A 17,381-nucleotide genomic window follows, 5' to 3' on the forward strand; every position below is an offset into this window, starting at 1 on the left:
TGAACGGTAATCACAGCCTATGAAAATGTTGAAGGAATCCCTCAAGAAGGTATTGCCCCGCGACAGCATCGATAACCTGAAAGGGTTGCAGAAGAAACTGTCCATGGGCTGGATCCGTGCGCTTTCACGGTCGGCCACACTGCGGCGCTTCCACTATTCGTTCTTCTCGTCGGCGTTCGATCGTGAAGCGTATGCCGTGGTGGTCGGGCACCTGCAGCACGAGGAAAATCTATCCGGTGCCGAGCCGGTCAACTACTTCCTGCGCCGTGCCGTGCACCGTATCGAGAAGGGCCTGATCATGCAGCCCCGGCGCGAAGTGTTCGCCCTGGACTACATCGGCGACACCGTGGACAGCTACATCGCCTCGCTCAACGGCAACGTGGATCGCGACGAAGTCAGCTGGGCTCACGATGTGCTCGCCGAGTACTTCACCGTGACCGGCGAACACCCGGTGATCAACCGGGCCCGCGAGAAATTCGCTCGCCTCGAGCGCCCGGTCAGCTCGCCAGGCAGCTTGCGCAATCCCGATACCGAGCGGGTACCTTTCGCCGCTGACGTGAGCACGCCGAGCGTCGATTACACCGCCATGCGTCAACTGTCGATGAAGCGCCGCTCGGTTCGCTGGTATCAGGATCGTCCGGTTCCGCGCGAGGTGATCGACAAGGCCGTGGAAGTCGCCGTGCAGTCGCCGAGTGCCTGTAACCGTCAGCCGTACCGCTTCCTGATCTTCGATGACGCCGCTTCCGTGGCGCAGGCGTCGCGTCTGCCGATGGGCGTTGCCGGTTTCGATCACAACTTCCCGGCCATCGTTGCCGTGGTGGGGCGTCTGCGTGCCTACCCGCACGTGCGTGATCGCCATGTGATCTACATCGACGGCGCGCTGGCCGCGATGTCCTTCATGTTCGCGCTGGAGACGCAGGGCGTGTCGTCCTGTTCGATCAACTGGCCGGACATTCCCGAGCGCGAGCAAGCGGCGGCCAAGCTGCTCAAGCTCGACCCGGACGAGCGCATCGTCATGTTCATCTCTCTGGGCTATGCGGCGGACACCGGTCTGGTGCCGTACTCGCAGAAGCTGTCGCTGGATGAAGCCCGCAGCTACGGGCACCTGGAGACGTCCAGCCGATGAGTGCCACGCGTGTCCAGGAGGGCATGAAGTACCTCCTCAACTCTGGCTGGATGCTGGCCGAGAAGTTCTTGATGCTGGCCATCGGCCTGGCGACCACCGTGGTACTGGCCCGTTACCTGGGGCCCGAAGATTTCGGTTACCTCAATTACGCACTCGCGCTGCTGGGGCTGCTCAGCATCGTGGTGCACCTGGGGTTGACCGGCCTGGTGGTCAAGGAACTGCGCAGCAACCCGGATAACGAAGACCAGATTCTCTCGACGGTATTCGTGATCAAGGTGGGCTGCTCGGTGATCGCCTTCGCGATCATGATGGGCACCTACCTGATCGGCAACGACCAGAATTTCCTGGTGCTGCTGTTCACCGCTCTGGCGCTGTTCTTCACGCCGTTCGAGATGCTCATCGACTGGTTCCAGGCGCGGGTTCAGGCCAAGTATGCAGCAGTGGCCGGCTTCGTCGGGCAGCTCGGTGGCAACGGCCTGAAGATGATCCTGGCCATCGCCGGTGCCGGTTTGGTGTATATCGCCCTGGCCCACGTGGTGGTGGTGATGGTCACCTCGGCGATCCTGGTCTGCTATGCGGTGATGCTCAAGCGCGAGTTCCGCTTCGACTTTTCCTGGACCCTGGGCAAGACCCTGCTCAAGAAAAGCCTGCTGATCTTCCTCGGTTCGCTGTCGGCGGTGATCTACCTCAAGGTCGATCAGATCATGCTGCAGTACATGCTCGGCGAGTACTCGGTGGGTGTGTATTCGGCGGCTTCGCGGCTGTCGGAAGCCTGGTACCTGATTCCGACCATCCTCATGGCGTCGGTCTTCCCGAAGATGATCGACCTCAGCAAGACCGATACGGCGGGCTACAACCGTTTCATGCAGGTGTCGCTGGATGTGTTGTTCTTCATGGCGTTCGGCCTGGCGGTCGTGGTGTTCTTTCTCTCCGACTGGATCATCCTGACGCTCTATGGCGAGCAGTACGCCGATGCCGGTCCGGTGCTGGCTATCCATATCTTCGCGGCGACCTTCGTGTTCATGCGCGCGCTGTTCAGCAAGTGGATCATCATCGAAGAGGCCTTCATCTTTTCCCTGGTCACCCAGGGCCTGGGAGCCGTGAGCAACATCGTGCTCAATTACTTCCTCATCCAGAGCCATGGTGTCGTCGGCTCGGCCTGGGCGACGCTGATTTCCTATTCCATCGCCGGTTACGTGAGCCTGCTGCTGTCACGCAAGACACGGCCGCTGTTCATCATGATGACCAAGAGTATTTTCCTGCACGTGTTCATTAGCGTGCCCCAGTTGATTCGTGAATTCAGGAGAACGTGATATGTACGTCGAGATTCGCAAAGCCGGTTTCGTCAACAAGGGGGCTGCACTGATGCTGCACGCTGCCCTGCAGCAGGTACAGAAGAACCTTCCCAGCGCCAAGGTGGTGATGGAGCCTGGCCGTGCCAAGAGCCCTTATCCCTACGTCAACCGTGCATCCCTGGGCCTGTATCAGAAAGCCTGGCTGTGGCGCGCCGGCATCCCCTTCGGCGACCTGGCGGCACTGGTGCCGGCCGGTATTCGCGAGCAGTACGGTGTGGTGCTCGACAAGGAAGTGAACGTGGTGCTCGATGCCGCTGGCTTCGCCTACAGCGATCAGTGGGGCCCGGACCTGTCCGAAGAGCTGGCGCGTTCCAGCAAGCGCTGGAAGAAGAACGGCAGCAAGGTGATTCTGCTGCCGCAGGCATTCGGCCCGTTCCGCGATCAGAAGAGCAAGGATGCGGTCAGGGCGTTCCTCGACAACTGCGATCTGGTTTTCGCCCGCGAACAGGTGTCCTACGACTACCTCACCGAGGTCGTTGGCGAGCGTGACAACATCAAGATAGCACCCGATTTCACCAATCTAATCAGTGGCACGCTACCGTCCTATTTCGATCCTGACGTTCATCAGGTCTGTGTGGTGCCCAACTGCCGCATGCTCGACAAGACCGGTGACAGCGTCGCCAAGGGCTATGTGCCGTTCCTGCAGCGCGCGACCAAGATGCTGGTCGAGCGCGGCGCCAAGCCGTTCCTGCTGATTCACGAAGGCGAGGGCGATGCCCGGGTCGCCGAGCAGGTGTCGCAGGCCGTGGGTGGGCTGCCGATCCTGCGCGAGACCGATCCGCTGGCGATCAAGGGCATTCTCGGCGCCTGTCGCGGCACCTTGGGTAGCCGTTTCCACGGTTTGGTCAGTTCGCTGTCGCAAGGTGTGCCATCGCTGGCCACGGGGTGGAGCCACAAGTACCAGATGCTGTTCGCCGACTACGGGTTTGCCGAAGGCGTGCTGAACATCAACCTGAGCGACGAGGAGCTTTCCAGTGCCCTTGATTACCTCACTGATCCGGCTCAGATGCAGGCGCTCTCCACTCGTCTGCACGCGCATTCCGCAGAACTCAAGACCCGCACTCAGGCCATGTGGGATGAGGTGTTCGCCTTGATCGCGCAGAGCCATGGCGTGCGCAGCGAGAAACCGCTGGCGGTGGCCACGGGGCGCTAGGATCGATAAGGGCCGGCCCGCTCTGCGTCGGGCCGCACCCTAAGCCCCGAACGTTGATGCGCTGCAACGAAAAACGCCCCGGCTGATCACTCAGTCGGGGCGTTTTCCGTTCTAACGCGAGGGCGTCAGGACTTGCGGTCGTAGGCGCCTTGCTCGGTAACCGCTACCTTGCGGTCTATACCATTACGCATGATGTAGTAGAAGAACCGCGGGATGCCGATGATGTAACGGCTGAACAGGCGACGCGGCTCCATCAGCAGGCGATACGCCCACTCCATACCGAACTTGCGAACTACCGCCGGCGCACGACTGAAGCGCTGCGCCGCGAAGTCGAGAATCGCGCCACCGCAGATCATCAGAGCAGGGCGGCCGAGGTCACGCTGCAGGCTCACAGCGACTTCTTCCTGGCGAGGCATGCCCATGCCCATGACGATCAAGGGGATCTTTTCCGGCTGCAGGTGCTCACGCACGAATTCGAGGTAGCGCTCGGTCGGCTGGAAGCCGTCGATCGCGTGAAACGTACGGTCGCCGAATAGCGCGCTGGCACCCAGGTTGACCCAGGGCTCGCTGGTGCCCATGGCGAACAGCTGGTAGCTGTCACTGTGTTCGCTCTCGAGCAGGTGACGGATCAGGCTGGGAATGAAATCGGTGCCGTTGAGGTTGGCACCTGGCGCCAGGCCATTGAGCGAGCAGGCCAGTTTTACACCGATGCCGTCGCGCAGCAGGTAATTGACCTTGAGGAAGTGACGGCGTGCTTCCGTATCGTTCTGGACGATGTTGTAGCCGTGCTGATTGAGGAAGCCGAGGATCGTTGGCTTCTTCGGCGTGCTCAGTTCGTCGAGCAGTGGAGTCACGTCGTCTTCTTCCAACAACTTCAGTTTATGGATCAAAGGATCGTGCAGTTTCAGTTGTGAAGTTTTCACAGGCGAGCCTCGTTGTCGGAAAGTGATGGAGTTATCCGGTATCTGTTCAAGTGGGCTTCGCGCTTTGCTTATTCTTGTAAATATCCATTTTCTCAGCGAAATGAAGGAGCTATCCGTCGCCCTGTTAGTCGTGATTGGTGATCCCAAAGGTCGCGAATCACACCTCCTGCTGGGCTCGACTCGGGCCCTTGCATGCGGCTGAAAAGAACTACCGGCGTTGTCGCTGCAGCGCTTACCTTTTTCAACAACTTGCTATCTTCGATGAGCCAGCGCCGCCCGCAACGGCGCGGCGCTGGAAGCCCATCAGGCTGCAGAAACCTTGAGTTCCTTCACCCGACCGTAGTTGTCGGAGAAGCGGATGATGTCGTCCTCGCCGAGGTAGGTCCCCGACTGCACCTCGATCAGTTCCAGCGGGATCATGCCCGGGTTTTCCAGGGCGTGAATCTGGCCGATGGGAATGTAGGTCGACTGGTTCTCGGTGACCATATAGGTCTCGTCACCATTGGTCACCTGCGCGGTGCCGCTGACCACGATCCAGTGCTCGGCACGGTGGTGGTGCATCTGCACCGACAGCTTGGCGCCCGGTTTCACGGTGATGCGTTTGACCTGATAGCGCGCACCGTGATCGATGGAGTCGTACATGCCCCACGGGCGATACACTTCACGATTGTTGAGATGCTCGCCACGCTCGTCGCGCTTGAGCTGCTCGACGATACGTTTGACCTCCTGGGCCTTGTCCTTGTGGGCGACCATGATCGTGTCCTTGGTTTCGACGATGATCAGGTTCTCGACGCCCACGGTAGTGACCAGGCGATAGTCGGCATGCACGTAGTTGTTGTGGCTATCGTGGCTGAGCACGTCGCCCTTGTGCACGTTGCCCTGTTCGTCCTTGTCGCTGACGTCCCACAGCGCTGACCAGGAGCCGATATCGCTCCAGCCGGCATCCAGTGGCACCATCACCGCGTCTTCGGTTCGTTCCATCACGGCGTAGTCGATGGAGTCTTCCGGGCAGGCGGCGAATGCCTCCTTGCCGATACGCACGAAGTGCATGTCCTGCTCGCTCTGCGCGGTAGCACGGCGGCAGGCGTCGAGGATTTCCGGCTGCCAGCGCTGCAGCTCTTCTAGGTAACGGCTGGCACGGAACATGAACATCCCGCTGTTCCAGAAGTGCTCGCCGGAAGCCAGGTAGCGCTCGGCGGTCTCGCTGTCCGGCTTCTCCACGAAGCTCTGTACGGTGAAGCCACCTTCACCAGCCGATGCACCCTTTTGCACATAGCCGTAGCCGGTTTCCGCATGGGTCGGCACGATGCCGAAGGTCACCAGCTTGCCGGCCTGGGCGAAGGGCAGGGCGGTTTCGACGGCGCGGTGGAAGGCGCTGACATCCTTGATCAGATGGTCGGCAGCCAGCACCAGCAGTACCGGGTCGTGCTCCTTTTCCAGCGCCTTGATAGCCGCCAGGGCGACCGCCGGCGCGGTGTTGCGACCGACCGGCTCGAGCAGGATGCTGGCGTTCTCGATGCCCAGGGCGCGCAGCTGTTCGGCGGCGAGGAAGCGATGTTCCTCGTTGCAGATCAGGCATGGCTGGCTGACCTGCAAGCCTTCCAGACGGCGAATGGTCGCCTGCAGCATGGACAACGAATCGTCGGCGATGGGCAGGAACTGCTTGGGGTTGAGTTGGCGCGAAAGCGGCCAGAGGCGCGAGCCGTTACCACCAGAAAGAATGACAGGAATCATCGTGGAGCTCCTCCCATGAAGAGTGATTGCCTAAGTTTGAATTCCCTGAGCAGGATCGGCAGGATGCGGAACGCGTCGTGCGCGTAGCGCCCTACCAGTCGACGAGGTTCGGTGAAAGCGCGGTGCAGCCACTCCAGCGAGTAGCGTTGCATCCACAGCGGAGCGCGACGAATTCTTCCGGACAGGAAGTTGATCGAGGCACCCACGCACAGACCGATGCCGACAGCCTGATCGGTTTCGAAGATTTTCTGCGCGAGGATTTCCTGGCGCGGGCAGCCCACCGAGAGCACCACCAGATTGGATGGGTGTTCGATGACGAAGGACAGGCACGCCTGGATCGCTTCTTCGCTGTTGATGAAACCCATCGGTGGGTTGTGATGGTGAAAGGTGATGTGTGGGTAGCGTGCTCGCAGATGCTGGATGTCTTCATCCTCGCAACCGATCACGGTGACGTTCCAGGCGCGCTGCTCGGCGATGTCGATCAGCTCTTCGGTGAGCGTGCTGCCGGGAATGGCATCTTCCACGGGAACTCTGAGCATGCGCAGCAGGGGCAGCAATACACGGCTGTCGCAGATGCGGTGGCGGGCCACCGCGTAAGAGCGTTTGAGGTCGTGGTCGGTTTCCAGCTGCACGATGTGATTCACGTTGGGTGTCACGACGTAGCTGTACCTGTCGGTGCTGTGCTCGACCAAGTCCTCGACCAGGCGATCCTTGGAGCCAGCGTAGAACTCGATGTCAAAGGCTTTCATCAACACCTCTTTGCGCCACTTGCGCGAATTGCGGATGGGCAACGGTTGTCGTTGCTCGTGATTCATTTGCCCAGTGCCGCTTTCAACAACTTGCTATGAGTGTGAACGTAGTGCAGGACATACAAAGAGATACTGTGCAGCGGCGATAGTTTCATGACCTCCCGACGGATGCGCATATCTTCTTTCAATGCATCGAAGCGACGGCTGGTGGAAACACCGGTGGTGTCGAAGATGCACAGCGGCGAGGCGATCTTCAGCACGTCGCGCTTGTGGTCCTGGCCCTGCAGGAATTCGACGATCATGCAGTAGTCCGCCGAGAGCTTGAAATCCTCACGGAAGCGCACGTTGCGCAGCCTTTCATTCTCGAAATACATCGCCTGGTGGCTGGACGGCATGCCCAGTACCAGGTGCTCGATCTTCTTGGCGTTCTGTGGCGTGAGGCGGCCTTCGGCGTTCTGCAGGTAGTAGTCGCCATAGACGTAACGCGGCTTGCTGGGCGCCTGCTCGATCGCATCGGCAACCTTCTGCAACACGTTCTCGTCGTAGAACGAATCACCGCTGTTCAGGAACAGGGTGTAGCCCTCGGTGGCCGAGCCCTTGATCAGGCCCTTGTTCATGGCGTCGTAGAGGCCCTTGTCGCGCTCCGAAGTGATCTCGGCGTAGGGCTCGTCGATGGTCGCCAGCCATTCGGCGCCACCGTCGTTGGAGGCACCGTCAACGACGATCCAGCGGAAATTCCGATAGGTCTGGGCAGCCACACTCTGGTAGGTCTGTTTGAGGCCTTCCAGATTATTCCAGTTGATGGTCACGATACTGAAGTTTGTCATGGCGTGTGCCTCTGAGCTCTCGAGTCGGGGATTTCTCCGTCGCGTAGGCGCGGGAGAAGTACAGGAAACAGGCGGCGCCGATGCCCAGCACATCACCGCCGTACATCAGCGAGTTGGACAGGAACATGTTGAGCATCTGGAACCAGAACACCAGCTGGAAGGCATTGAGCAGCGGGCCCTTTTGCGGGCAGCGTTTCATGATGCGCAGGTAGCCGGCATAGAAGATCAAGGCGATCAGCGGAGTCAGGAATCCGTAGCGGTAGTACACGCCGAAGATGCCCACGTCCGACAGGTAGAAGTGCGGGTTGTAGAGTGCTCCGAAGCCGCCTTTCCATTGCAGTGACAGCGAGCCCATGCCGATGTACCAGTTGTCGGCGACCGCGCCGATGATGATCGCCGTGGTGGTATCGCGCACGCCGGGGCCGGTGGTGGCCTCGTCGAGCAGGGCTTCGAACTTGGCGAACTGCTCGTAGTAGAACTCCGGAAAGATGAAGTACGACGCGACCAGGATGGTGGCCGCCAGCAGACCGAGCTTGATCAGCGAGTCGATGCGGTCACGGAAGATCCACAGGCCAGCCAGGCACCAGATGATCATGGTCTGACGGGTCTGCAGCACCAGCCACAGGTACGAGGCGAAGAACAGCAGGGTGACTACCTTGAGCAGCGAGATACGCTCTTTCATGCTGTACATGAGCATGAAGGCGCAGATGGTCACGTAGCTCGAACCGATACGGAAGCGGTTCGGGCGCAGCAGCACTTCGCCGGCGTCCTTGGCATCCACGGTGAACGACACGCCGGCGTTTTCCGGGATGATCCCGAAGTAGTAGCAGTAGCCGACGAAGGCGCACGCCAGGCCCGAATAGAGAAAGAAGGTCTCCAGGTGCTTTTGCGTCGGAGCGGTCTTGATCAGCAGGAACAGGGCCGGGAAGAACACCAGATAAGCGAAGCTGCGACGTTCTTCGAGCAGGCCATAGATGAACGGCTGATCGAAGTTGAGTTCCGCCATGATCGCCGAGGTGACCGGCAGCACCAGGCCCATGAAGATGATCCACAGGCTGGTCTTGGACTGGTAAACGCGCTTCCACACCAGGAACAGGGCCGCAGCGCTACCTACTACGCCGAGCAGATAAAGCTCGCGCAGGTAGGGGATGCCGGCCTTCTTGTCGTCGGTCAGAAAGAAACAGGCCGAGTTCAGGACAAACAGGATCAGCAGCAGGTTGCGGTATGCCAGGAATTGCTTGAACAAGCTCGCGTTCCCATATCGAAATTGTCGTGGCTCGCAAGCCGACGCCGCGTTGAGTGGCTTGCGAGAGGTCTAGTACAACGCCTGCAGGTAGTCCCGCGTATTGCGGTGGATGCGCGGTTCATCGCGCATCTGCTCGATCGGCCACCAGCGGTAGCGACCGTGTTGCACGCTTGGCGGTTGCAGGCTCTGCCGAGCGCCAAGCTCCAGTGCGTAGGCGATCACCACGTAGTGGGTATCCGGTGTTTCGCCAAACACGCTGTCGTCGTAAAAGTGCTCGTAGACGCCGAGCAGCCTGCCCTGGTCGCGCTCGAATGCCTGGCCCAGTTCTTCCCGGGTCAGGCGTTCGAAAGCGGCATCCAGGGTTTCATTCTTGAGAATGCGCCCACCTGGAGCGAACCAGCTGCCCTGGGCGGGGCGGTTGAGACGCTCGCCCAGCAGCAGCTCGCCCTCTGCATTGCGAACCAGCAGATCGATGGACACCAGCGGAGTGCTGGCGACCACGGTCTTGAAGGTCTCGGTCGGCAGAAACATCAACTGCGCACATCGTCGATGTGTTCGACGAACCAGCGGTAGGCGTCACGCAGGCCGGTTTCCAGATTGATGCTCGCCGTCCAGCCGAGCTTGGCCAGGCGCGATACGTCCATCAGCTTGCGTGGCGTACCGTCGGGCTTGCTGCTGTCGAACGTCAGGCGACCCTGGAACTCGGTGACCCGAGCGATGGTTTCGGCCAACTCGCGGATGGTGCAGTCCTGCCCGGTGCCGACGTTGATGTGCGAGAGCATCGGCTGGGTGTGCGCCTGGTAGGTGGCGTCATCCAGATTCATCACGTGCACGCTGGCGGCCGCCATGTCGTCGACATGCAGGAACTCGCGCATCGGCGTGCCGCTGCCCCAGATCACCACCTCATCGTCGCCACGCAGGGTCGCTTCGTGGAAGCGGCGCAGCAGGGCAGGGATGACGTGACTGTTTTCCGGGTGGTAGTTGTCGTGAGGGCCGTACAGGTTGGTCGGCATCACGCTGCGGTAGTCGCGACCGTGCTGGCGGTTGTAGCTTTCGCACAGCTTGATCCCGGCGATCTTGGCGATCGCGTAGGGCTCGTTGGTCGGCTCCAGTACGCCCGTCAGCAGCGCTTCTTCACGCATCGGCTGCTCGGCATGCTTGGGGTAGATGCACGAGCTGCCGAGCGACAGCAGGCGGTTCACGCCGGCATTGTGCGCGGCGTTGATGACGTTGGCTTCGATCATCAGGTTCTGATAGATGAAGTCGGCCGGGTACTGGTTGTTGGCGTGGATGCCGCCGACCTTGGCAGCGGCCAGGTAAACCTGGTCGATGCGCTGGTCGGCGAAGAAGCGCTGCACGCTGGCGGCGTCGACCAGGTCCACGCTTTCACGGGGCGCCGTGATGATGTTCTGGTGCCCCAGGCTCTGCAAGTGACGCACGATCGCCGAACCGACCATCCCGCGATGGCCGGCGACGAAAATGCGCTGATCGAGAGAAGTCGCTGTCATCCTCAGTTCTCCACGGATACCGGCAGATCGTGGCCGTGCTCACGCAGCAGCGCGTGGCGCTTGGCGACCTTGAGGTCCTCACGAACCATCTCGGCGCACATTTCCTGAACGGTGATTTCCGGCGTCCAGCCCAGCTTGGTCTTGGCCTTGGTAGGGTCGCCCAGCAGGGTTTCCACTTCGGCAGGGCGGAAGTAGCGCGGGTCGATGCGTACCACTACATCGCCAACCTTCAGGGCCGGCGCGTTGTTGCCTTCGATGCGCTCGACGATGCCTTGCTCGTCCACGCCCGTGCCTTCGAAGCGCAGGTGCACGCCCAGCTCGGCAGCGGACCAGGTGATGAATTCACGTACCGAGTACTGCACGCCGGTGGCGATCACGAAGTCGTCTGGCTGATCCTGTTGCAGCATCATCCACTGCATGCGGACGTAGTCCTTGGCATGGCCCCAGTCACGCAGCGAGTCGATGTTGCCCATGTACAGGCAAGGCTCGAGACCCTGGGCGATGTTGGCCATGCCGCGGGTGATCTTGCGGGTCACGAAGGTCTCGCCGCGACGTGGCGACTCGTGGTTGAAGAGGATGCCGTTGCACGCGTACATGCCATAGGCTTCGCGGTAGTTGACGGTGATCCAGTAGGCGTACAGCTTGGCGACCGCGTAGGGCGAACGCGGGTAGAAGGGAGTGGTTTCCTTCTGCGGGGTTTCCTGCACCAGGCCGTAGAGCTCGGAGGTCGAGGCCTGATAGAAACGGGTCTTCTTTTCCAGGCCCAGCAGGCGGATGGCTTCGAGGATGCGCAGGGTACCCATGGCGTCGACGTCGGCGGTGTATTCCGGTGCTTCGAAGCTCACCGCGACGTGGGATTGCGCGCCGAGGTTGTAGACCTCGTCAGGCTGCACTTCCTGAATGATGCGGGTCAGGTTGGACGAGTCGTTGAGGTCGCCGTAGTGCAGGATGAAGTTCTGGTTGTCGACGTGCGGATCCTGGTAGATGTGGTCCACGCGCTGGGTGTTGAACGACGAGGCACGACGCTTGATGCCATGCACCTGGTAACCCTTCTCGAGCAGGAACTCGGCCAGGTAGGAGCCGTCTTGACCCGTGATACCAGTGATGAGCGCTTTTTTCTGTTCCATTGCGATACCTGCGATGTTCAATTGATAGAGGGTCTGTGTTCGGTTGCTGAACGCGGTCCGTTAGGACGTACGCTTGAGCAGCAACTGGAGGCGTTCCATAACGCCAAAAAGAATGATCCGTACCGACGGAAACTTGTAAAAGAAACGGTAGATGTCGTACTCCGTTTTGGGCCGCGACAGGCTGGCGCCGTCTATGTCGGCCGAGTCGATCAGGGCTAGGCCCTCACCTTCGATGTTATGCAGGATGCTCAGTTCCATGGGCTTCATGGAAAGGCTGAAATTGTGTAACCCACGGGCTTCGGTACGGGTCAGTTGCAGGCCCTTTTTGCAGGTCTTGCAGCCATACAGGTTGACCGTGAAATCGTAGGGCTCGAGCACCGGGTTCTGGCGTTTTACGCAGGCCGGCAGCAGTTCGCAGAAGGCGTCGTAGACCGACACGCTTTCTTCGCGTTTTGCGAACTGGTAGTCGATCGGCTGTTGCTGGATCGGCACCTGGAAGCGCGACGAGGCGATGTTGAAATGCTGACCCGGATCGCCGAAGTTGGTGCTCAGCGAACGGAACGGGTACACGAAATACAGATCCCGGGAAATGATGTACGCGGTGAACAGCTTGAGCCACGAGGACTCGGGCCAGCCGCGGATATCCGCCGGGATGCCGTCGATATGACTGATGTCGGTGCCGTGGCTTTCCAGCCACTGGCGGAAGCTCTGCCAGTGGCGACGTGACCAGGCCTGCCCCCAAGACGCGGCCATCTGAATGAAATGCACGTCAGAGTCGCCGTCGTCGATCGGCGTGAAGGGCAGGTTGGCGGTCTGGTTGAACTGCACGCTGTACAGGCTGATACCGGCCACGCCGGCATCGTCGGCATAGGCCTGCAGCGCCCGCGAGGTGTACTCGTAGAAGAACGGCGAGACGAACAGATCGTCTTCGAGAATGATCACGTCGCCGTACTGTTCGGTCAGGTCGCCGCAGCTCAGCACGTGCTGGCGTAGGCCGAGGCGCTCGGGATGGGCGATGATGCGTTTCTCGCCGTGCGGCCAGTCGAAGGCTTCGGCGACCTGACGTGGCTGCGGGTTGCCGGAGTTGTCCAGGCTGATCACCAGGCGAACATCGCCTTGCGGATAGCGAGCCTTGATCAGTGAGCCGAGCAGGCGACTGAGGCTCTTCGGCCGGTTGTAGCCGATGACGACGATAGTGGGCAATTGTGCGGTCATAGGATCGAAGCCAGTCTCTGATGAAAGTGTTTAGGGGCGATCGCGGCGCGTCTGCCGATCAGCCTTGCCGTACCAGTGGCGTGCGGCGAGCAGCACGCTGGCGATCAGGCTCAGGTAGATCAGGATGCTGGCCGCGGTAAAGGCCATGACGGTCTGTTCGGCCTGTTCCAGAAACAGGGCGCCTGCCATCAGGGCCGCGATGCGCAGTACGGTGCTGAGCACCTCGAAAATCAGGAAACGGCCTTGCAGGGCGAGTGCCGGGACGGCGACCGTGCAGGGGCGGCTGACGAAAATCATGTACTCGGCCAAGGCCAGCCAGCGTGCATATTCACCCGCCACCGCCCACTGCTCACCGAATACCAGGGCGAACAATTGGGGGCCGAAACAGAACACTAGGGCGAAGGGCAGCAGGCCTACCAGCGCCAATGCCGCCGTCGCCTTGGCGAGCATGCCGGCGATCGGCTGGTGATCCTGTACTGCCGTGCTGATGCGCGGGTAATAGACATCCGCCACCGACTTGCCGACCAGTTGCGTTGGCACGTTCAGCGCCTGTTTGCAGAGGGCGAAGAAGCCGGCTGCCACCGGGCCGAAGAACACCGCGAGGACCAGTGTCGGCAGGTTCTGCGACACCGCGTTGATGAGCATCTGCGGTGCGCGAAACAGCGGAAAATCATGGTATTGCAAGGCCAGCTCGCGAGTGCTCAGTTGCACTGCGGGAGCCTCGCTCTGGGCGACTGCACCAGGGTTGCGGCGCAGCCCCCAGTTGAGCATCAGGGTATGCAGCAGCGGGCCGACAGCGGTGCTCAGCAGCAGTGCCGCAGGACTCGCATGCAGCAGGCCGACAGCGATGCGTAGACCGTTATGGGCGATGGCCTGCTGCACGGCCACGCCAGCGGTGAGGCGATAGCGCTGCTGGCGAATCAGCCATTGCTGGGTGACTTCGAGCGCAGCACCGGCCAGCAGGACGAGCGGCAGCAGCATCAGAAAAGGTGCGATCTGCGTGACGCCTGCCAGGTCGGCCAGTCTTTCGCCGAACAGGGCGATGACGGCAGCCGCGAGCGCTGCGAAGGCGCAGGCGATCAGCAGCGACAATCGAATCAGGCCGCGGGCATCGGCATCGCGCTTGGGCAACACGATGGCGACTGGATAGGTGAGGGCAGCGACGGGGATGAGCATGAACGCCAGGCTCATGAATACCCCGAGTATCCCGTAGGTTTCCGGGCCGTAGATCCGGGTGATGACCGGCATCAGGGCCAGGGTGATGACCTGCGCGCCGGCTGTGCCAGACGCGACGGTCGCGATATTGCGCAGCACGGGGCTGCGCAGCGCCGCTCTGCCGGACACGCTCAAGCGGGTCCAGAGGGCGGCGGGGGCTGTGACTTCAGGTTCGATGACGTCCATTGTCAGGAGGGTCTCAGCCGTTCACTTGCTTGCGGCCGATGCCGTAGTAGTCGAAGCCTTCGCGATCTACCTGGTCGAGGTCGTACTGGTTGCGACCGTCGATGATCACCGGCTGTTTGAGAAGCTTCTTGAGGGCCTTGAAGTCAGGACGGCGGAATGGCTTCCACTCGGTGACCAGCACCAGCGCATCGGCATCGATGGCGGCTTCGTACTGGCCGTCGACGATCTGCAGACGACCTTCGCTGAACCAGTGCTCGGGGAACTCGCGCGCGGCGGTTTCACGGGCGATCGGGTCGAATGCCTTGACCTTGGCACCGGCGTTGATCAGGCTGTTGATCAGCACCACGCTCGGCGCTTCGCGCATGTCGTCGGTACCCGGCTTGAACGCCAGCCCCCAGACAGCGAAGGTGCGGCCCTTGATGTCACCCTCGAAGTGCGCGGCCAGCTTGTTGAACAGCGACTGCTTCTGCTGCTCGTTGCGTGCCTCCACGGCTTGCAGCACCTTGGGTTCGAAATCGTTCTGGTGCGCGATGCTGATCAGCGCCTTGACGTCTTTCGGGAAGCACGAACCGCCGTAGCCACAGCCGGCGTAGATGAAGTGGTAGCCGATACGCTGGTCCGAGCCGATGCCCAGGCGCACGTTCTCGATGTCCACGTCGAGGCGGTCGCAGAGGCCGGCGATTTCGTTCATGAACGAGATCTTGGTGGCCAGCATGGCGTTGGCCGCGTACTTGGTCATTTCCGCGTCCCGCACGCCCATGAACTTGATGCGCGGGTTGTTGCGGATGAACGGGGCGTAGAGCTCGCTCATGGCCTTGCGAGCACGCTCGCTGTCGGTACCGATGATGATCCGATCCGGGTGCATGAAGTCGTCGACTGCGGCACCTTCCTTGAGGAATTCCGGGTTGGAGACCACGTCGAAACTGATGTCCTTGCCGCGCAGTTCCAGCTGTTCGAGGATCTCGGCGCGAACCAGGTCGGCGGTGCCAACCGGCACCGTGGATTTGTTGATCACGGTGGTGTGGCGAGTCATCAGGCTGCCGATCTGGCGGGCCACCTCCACCACGTATCGCAGGTCGGCGGAACCGTCTTCACCGGGCGGCGTGCCGACGGCGATGAAGATGATGTCCGACTGCTCCATCGCTTCCGGCAGGGCAGTGGTGAACTGCAGGCGACCGGCCTCGAAGTTCTCTTCCACGACGGTCTCCAGACCCGGCTCGTAGATCGGCAGCACACCGCGCTTGAGGTTTTCGATCTTCTTCGGATCGACATCCACGCAGACAACCGTGTTGCCCATCTCGGCGATACAGGCGCCGGTGACGAGGCCGACGTAGCCGGTTCCAACGACAGTGATATTCATGGATAAAAATTCCTTGAGTGAGCGTTAATCGTTACGTGACGCCAAAGGGGCATCGTTCAATAAATGTCGCGCGAGAACAGGGTGAAGGGCGTCTTCACCAGAATCTTGATGTCCAGCCACAGCGACCAGTTGTTGATGTAGGCCAGATCCTGTTCCACGCGTTGCTGCATCTTTTCCAGGGTTTCGGTTTCACCGCGATGACCGGTCACCTGAGCCAGACCGGTGATACCCGGCTTGAGGCGATGACGGGCCATGTAGGCAAGAATCTTGTCGCTGTAGTAGTTGTTGTGGGCCACCGCGTGGGGGCGTGGACCAACCAGGGACATCTCGCCGCGCAGCACGTTGAGCAGCTGCGGCAGTTCGTCGATCGAGGTGCGTCGCAGGAAGCGGCCGACAGGCGTGATGCGTGGATCTTCACGGGTCGCCTGCTTGACCTTCTGGTCGTCGTGCATGCGCATGGAGCGGAATTTCCACACCAGGATCACGCCACCGTTCCAGCCGTGGCGCGGTTGCAGGAAGAACACCGGGCCGGGGGACGACAGCTTCACCGCGATGGCTGCGGTAATGAACACCGGGCTCAGGGCGACCAGGGCGAGGAAGGCCAGGGTGCGATCCATCAGCTCCTTGCTGAACACGGCAGCAGGGTGCGAACTGATCGGGCTTTCGTTGAGGTAGATGGCTGGCAACTGTTCGATCTGCGAGATCGACTGGTTGAGCAGCGGCATGCTGCCGAAGTCCGGTACCCAGACAACGTCGACGCTCATGTCGAGCAGGTCGATGTAGAGCTTCTCGATGTGCGAGATCTCATCCAGGGTCAGGGCGATGTACACCCGGCGTACGCCATGCTGCTCGGTCACTTCACGCAGCTGATGCAGGGCGCCGAGAATCGGGAAGCGGCCGTCCTGGGTGTGCGCATCGTCGCTCGACGCGAGCATGCCGATCAGCGGAACGCGGTTGGAGGCAGCCAGGCGCTCGGCCAGTTCGTGGGCTTTCTCACCGGAACCGATGATCAGCGAGACGCGATCGTTGCGCAGCTTTTCCGAATGAAGCCTGGCGAAATAGCGCAGCGGTATGAAGGCGATCGCCTGGGCGAGGAAGCCAAGCAGCGCCCACTCACGCATGATTTCGAAGGAGAAACGCTCCAGGCTCTGGCTGAAGTAGGCGACGAACAGCAGGCCGGCGAGGAGGGTCAGCCACCCTGCCAGCAAATGCGCCAGACCGGTCAGGTAGCTGAAGCGTTTGTGGTAAACGCGCAGCAGACCATAGGCAGGCACCGAACCCAGTACCGTGAGTACGATCAGCAGACGGTACTCGGTCGGCACATCGCCATAACGCTGGATGACCAGATAGCAGAGCAGCATGCTGACCAGAGTAATGGCACAGGTCCATTGACCCCAGAACGTCAGCCCCCTGCGGTTTTCGGCAGGATTGATCCGTTTGGAAATCATTTGCGGCGATCCTCGTGCAAATCTTCGATGAAGTGTGATGCCCCCGGAAACGACACGAGAGGCGACCTGTTCGTATGCGATACGTATGACGAGCCACTGGGCGAACCCACTGCCTCACCGCGCTTTCGCGCCAGTCGGTAGCTGCGGTGCGTCTTGTTGCTGAGTTCTCGACGCATGGTTTTCCAACCTCCAACAAATACGAATCCAGC

The 17,381-nt window shown here is 60.9% G+C and carries 15 protein-coding genes; 3 read left to right on the plus strand and 12 right to left on the minus strand.

The window, feature by feature from the left end:
- Positions 1-19 precede the first annotated feature (19 nt).
- Genes FHR27_RS02760 through FHR27_RS02770 form a run of 3 tightly spaced genes read left to right on the plus strand, consistent with a single transcriptional unit; the run spans position 20 to position 3,634 of the window.
- Complete coding sequence (locus tag FHR27_RS02760; protein ID WP_179537715.1) at positions 20-1,126, plus strand: nitroreductase family protein; 1,107 nt, start codon at positions 20-22, stop codon at positions 1,124-1,126.
- Entirely contained in the window at positions 1,123-2,439 is a 1,317-nt protein-coding gene (locus tag FHR27_RS02765; RefSeq protein ID WP_042556846.1) for a flippase, read from the plus strand. Before FHR27_RS02760 ends, FHR27_RS02765 begins: the two co-directional genes overlap by 4 nt.
- A gap of 1 nt (position 2,440) precedes the next feature.
- Positions 2,441-3,634, plus strand: a complete 1,194-nt coding sequence (locus FHR27_RS02770) for a polysaccharide pyruvyl transferase family protein (RefSeq protein ID WP_042556845.1) — start codon at positions 2,441-2,443, stop codon at positions 3,632-3,634.
- A 125-nt stretch (positions 3,635-3,759) separates the two neighbouring features.
- On the opposite strand, the gene FHR27_RS02775 is transcribed toward FHR27_RS02770, so the two are convergent.
- From FHR27_RS02775 to FHR27_RS02830, 12 genes are all read right to left on the minus strand, one after another.
- Positions 3,760-4,557 carry a WecB/TagA/CpsF family glycosyltransferase gene (locus FHR27_RS02775; protein ID WP_042556844.1) on the minus strand — a complete coding sequence of 266 codons (798 nt, stop codon included), beginning with the start codon at positions 4,555-4,557 and terminating at the stop codon, positions 3,760-3,762.
- Positions 4,558-4,860: 303 nt separating this feature from the next.
- Complete coding sequence (locus tag FHR27_RS02780; RefSeq protein WP_042556843.1) at positions 4,861-6,291, minus strand: mannose-1-phosphate guanylyltransferase/mannose-6-phosphate isomerase; 1,431 nt, start codon at positions 6,289-6,291, stop codon at positions 4,861-4,863.
- The gene (locus FHR27_RS02785) at positions 6,288-7,040 is read right to left on the minus strand and encodes a WecB/TagA/CpsF family glycosyltransferase (RefSeq protein ID WP_042556854.1); all 753 of its coding nucleotides are present in this window, start codon (positions 7,038-7,040) and stop codon (positions 6,288-6,290) included. The genes FHR27_RS02780 and FHR27_RS02785 overlap by 4 nt, the downstream gene beginning before the upstream one ends.
- A gap of 62 nt (positions 7,041-7,102) precedes the next feature.
- Entirely contained in the window at positions 7,103-7,867 is a 765-nt protein-coding gene (locus tag FHR27_RS02790) for a glycosyltransferase (protein ID WP_042556842.1), read from the minus strand.
- Complete coding sequence (locus FHR27_RS02795; protein ID WP_042556841.1) at positions 7,830-9,113, minus strand: hypothetical protein; 1,284 nt, start codon at positions 9,111-9,113, stop codon at positions 7,830-7,832. Before FHR27_RS02795 ends, FHR27_RS02790 begins: the two co-directional genes overlap by 38 nt.
- Before the next feature lie 69 nt (positions 9,114-9,182).
- On the minus strand, positions 9,183-9,644 hold the full coding sequence (locus tag FHR27_RS02800) for a GDP-mannose mannosyl hydrolase (RefSeq protein ID WP_042556840.1): 462 nt from the start codon (positions 9,642-9,644) through the stop codon (positions 9,183-9,185).
- Positions 9,644-10,621 carry a GDP-L-fucose synthase gene (fcl, locus tag FHR27_RS02805; protein ID WP_179537716.1) on the minus strand — a complete coding sequence of 326 codons (978 nt, stop codon included), beginning with the start codon at positions 10,619-10,621 and terminating at the stop codon, positions 9,644-9,646. The genes FHR27_RS02800 and fcl overlap by 1 nt, the downstream gene beginning before the upstream one ends.
- Positions 10,622-10,623: 2 nt before the next feature.
- Complete coding sequence (gmd, locus tag FHR27_RS02810) at positions 10,624-11,748, minus strand: GDP-mannose 4,6-dehydratase (protein ID WP_042556838.1); 1,125 nt, start codon at positions 11,746-11,748, stop codon at positions 10,624-10,626.
- Positions 11,749-11,808: 60 nt separating this feature from the next.
- On the minus strand, positions 11,809-12,963 hold the full coding sequence (locus FHR27_RS02815; RefSeq protein WP_042556837.1) for a glycosyl transferase family 2: 1,155 nt from the start codon (positions 12,961-12,963) through the stop codon (positions 11,809-11,811).
- 30 nt (positions 12,964-12,993) lie between these two features.
- Positions 12,994-14,307, minus strand: a complete 1,314-nt coding sequence (locus FHR27_RS02820) for a lipopolysaccharide biosynthesis protein (protein ID WP_231570256.1) — start codon at positions 14,305-14,307, stop codon at positions 12,994-12,996.
- Positions 14,308-14,377: 70 nt separating this feature from the next.
- Entirely contained in the window at positions 14,378-15,724 is a 1,347-nt protein-coding gene (locus FHR27_RS02825; RefSeq protein WP_042556836.1) for a UDP-glucose dehydrogenase family protein, read from the minus strand.
- Between the two features lie 56 nt (positions 15,725-15,780).
- Complete coding sequence (locus FHR27_RS02830) at positions 15,781-17,172, minus strand: undecaprenyl-phosphate glucose phosphotransferase (RefSeq protein WP_042556835.1); 1,392 nt, start codon at positions 17,170-17,172, stop codon at positions 15,781-15,783.
- Positions 17,173-17,381: the final 209 nt, after the last annotated feature.

This window comes from Pseudomonas flavescens (genome assembly GCF_013408425.1).
Taxonomy (GTDB): Bacteria; Pseudomonadota; Gammaproteobacteria; order Pseudomonadales; family Pseudomonadaceae; genus Aquipseudomonas; species Aquipseudomonas fulva_A.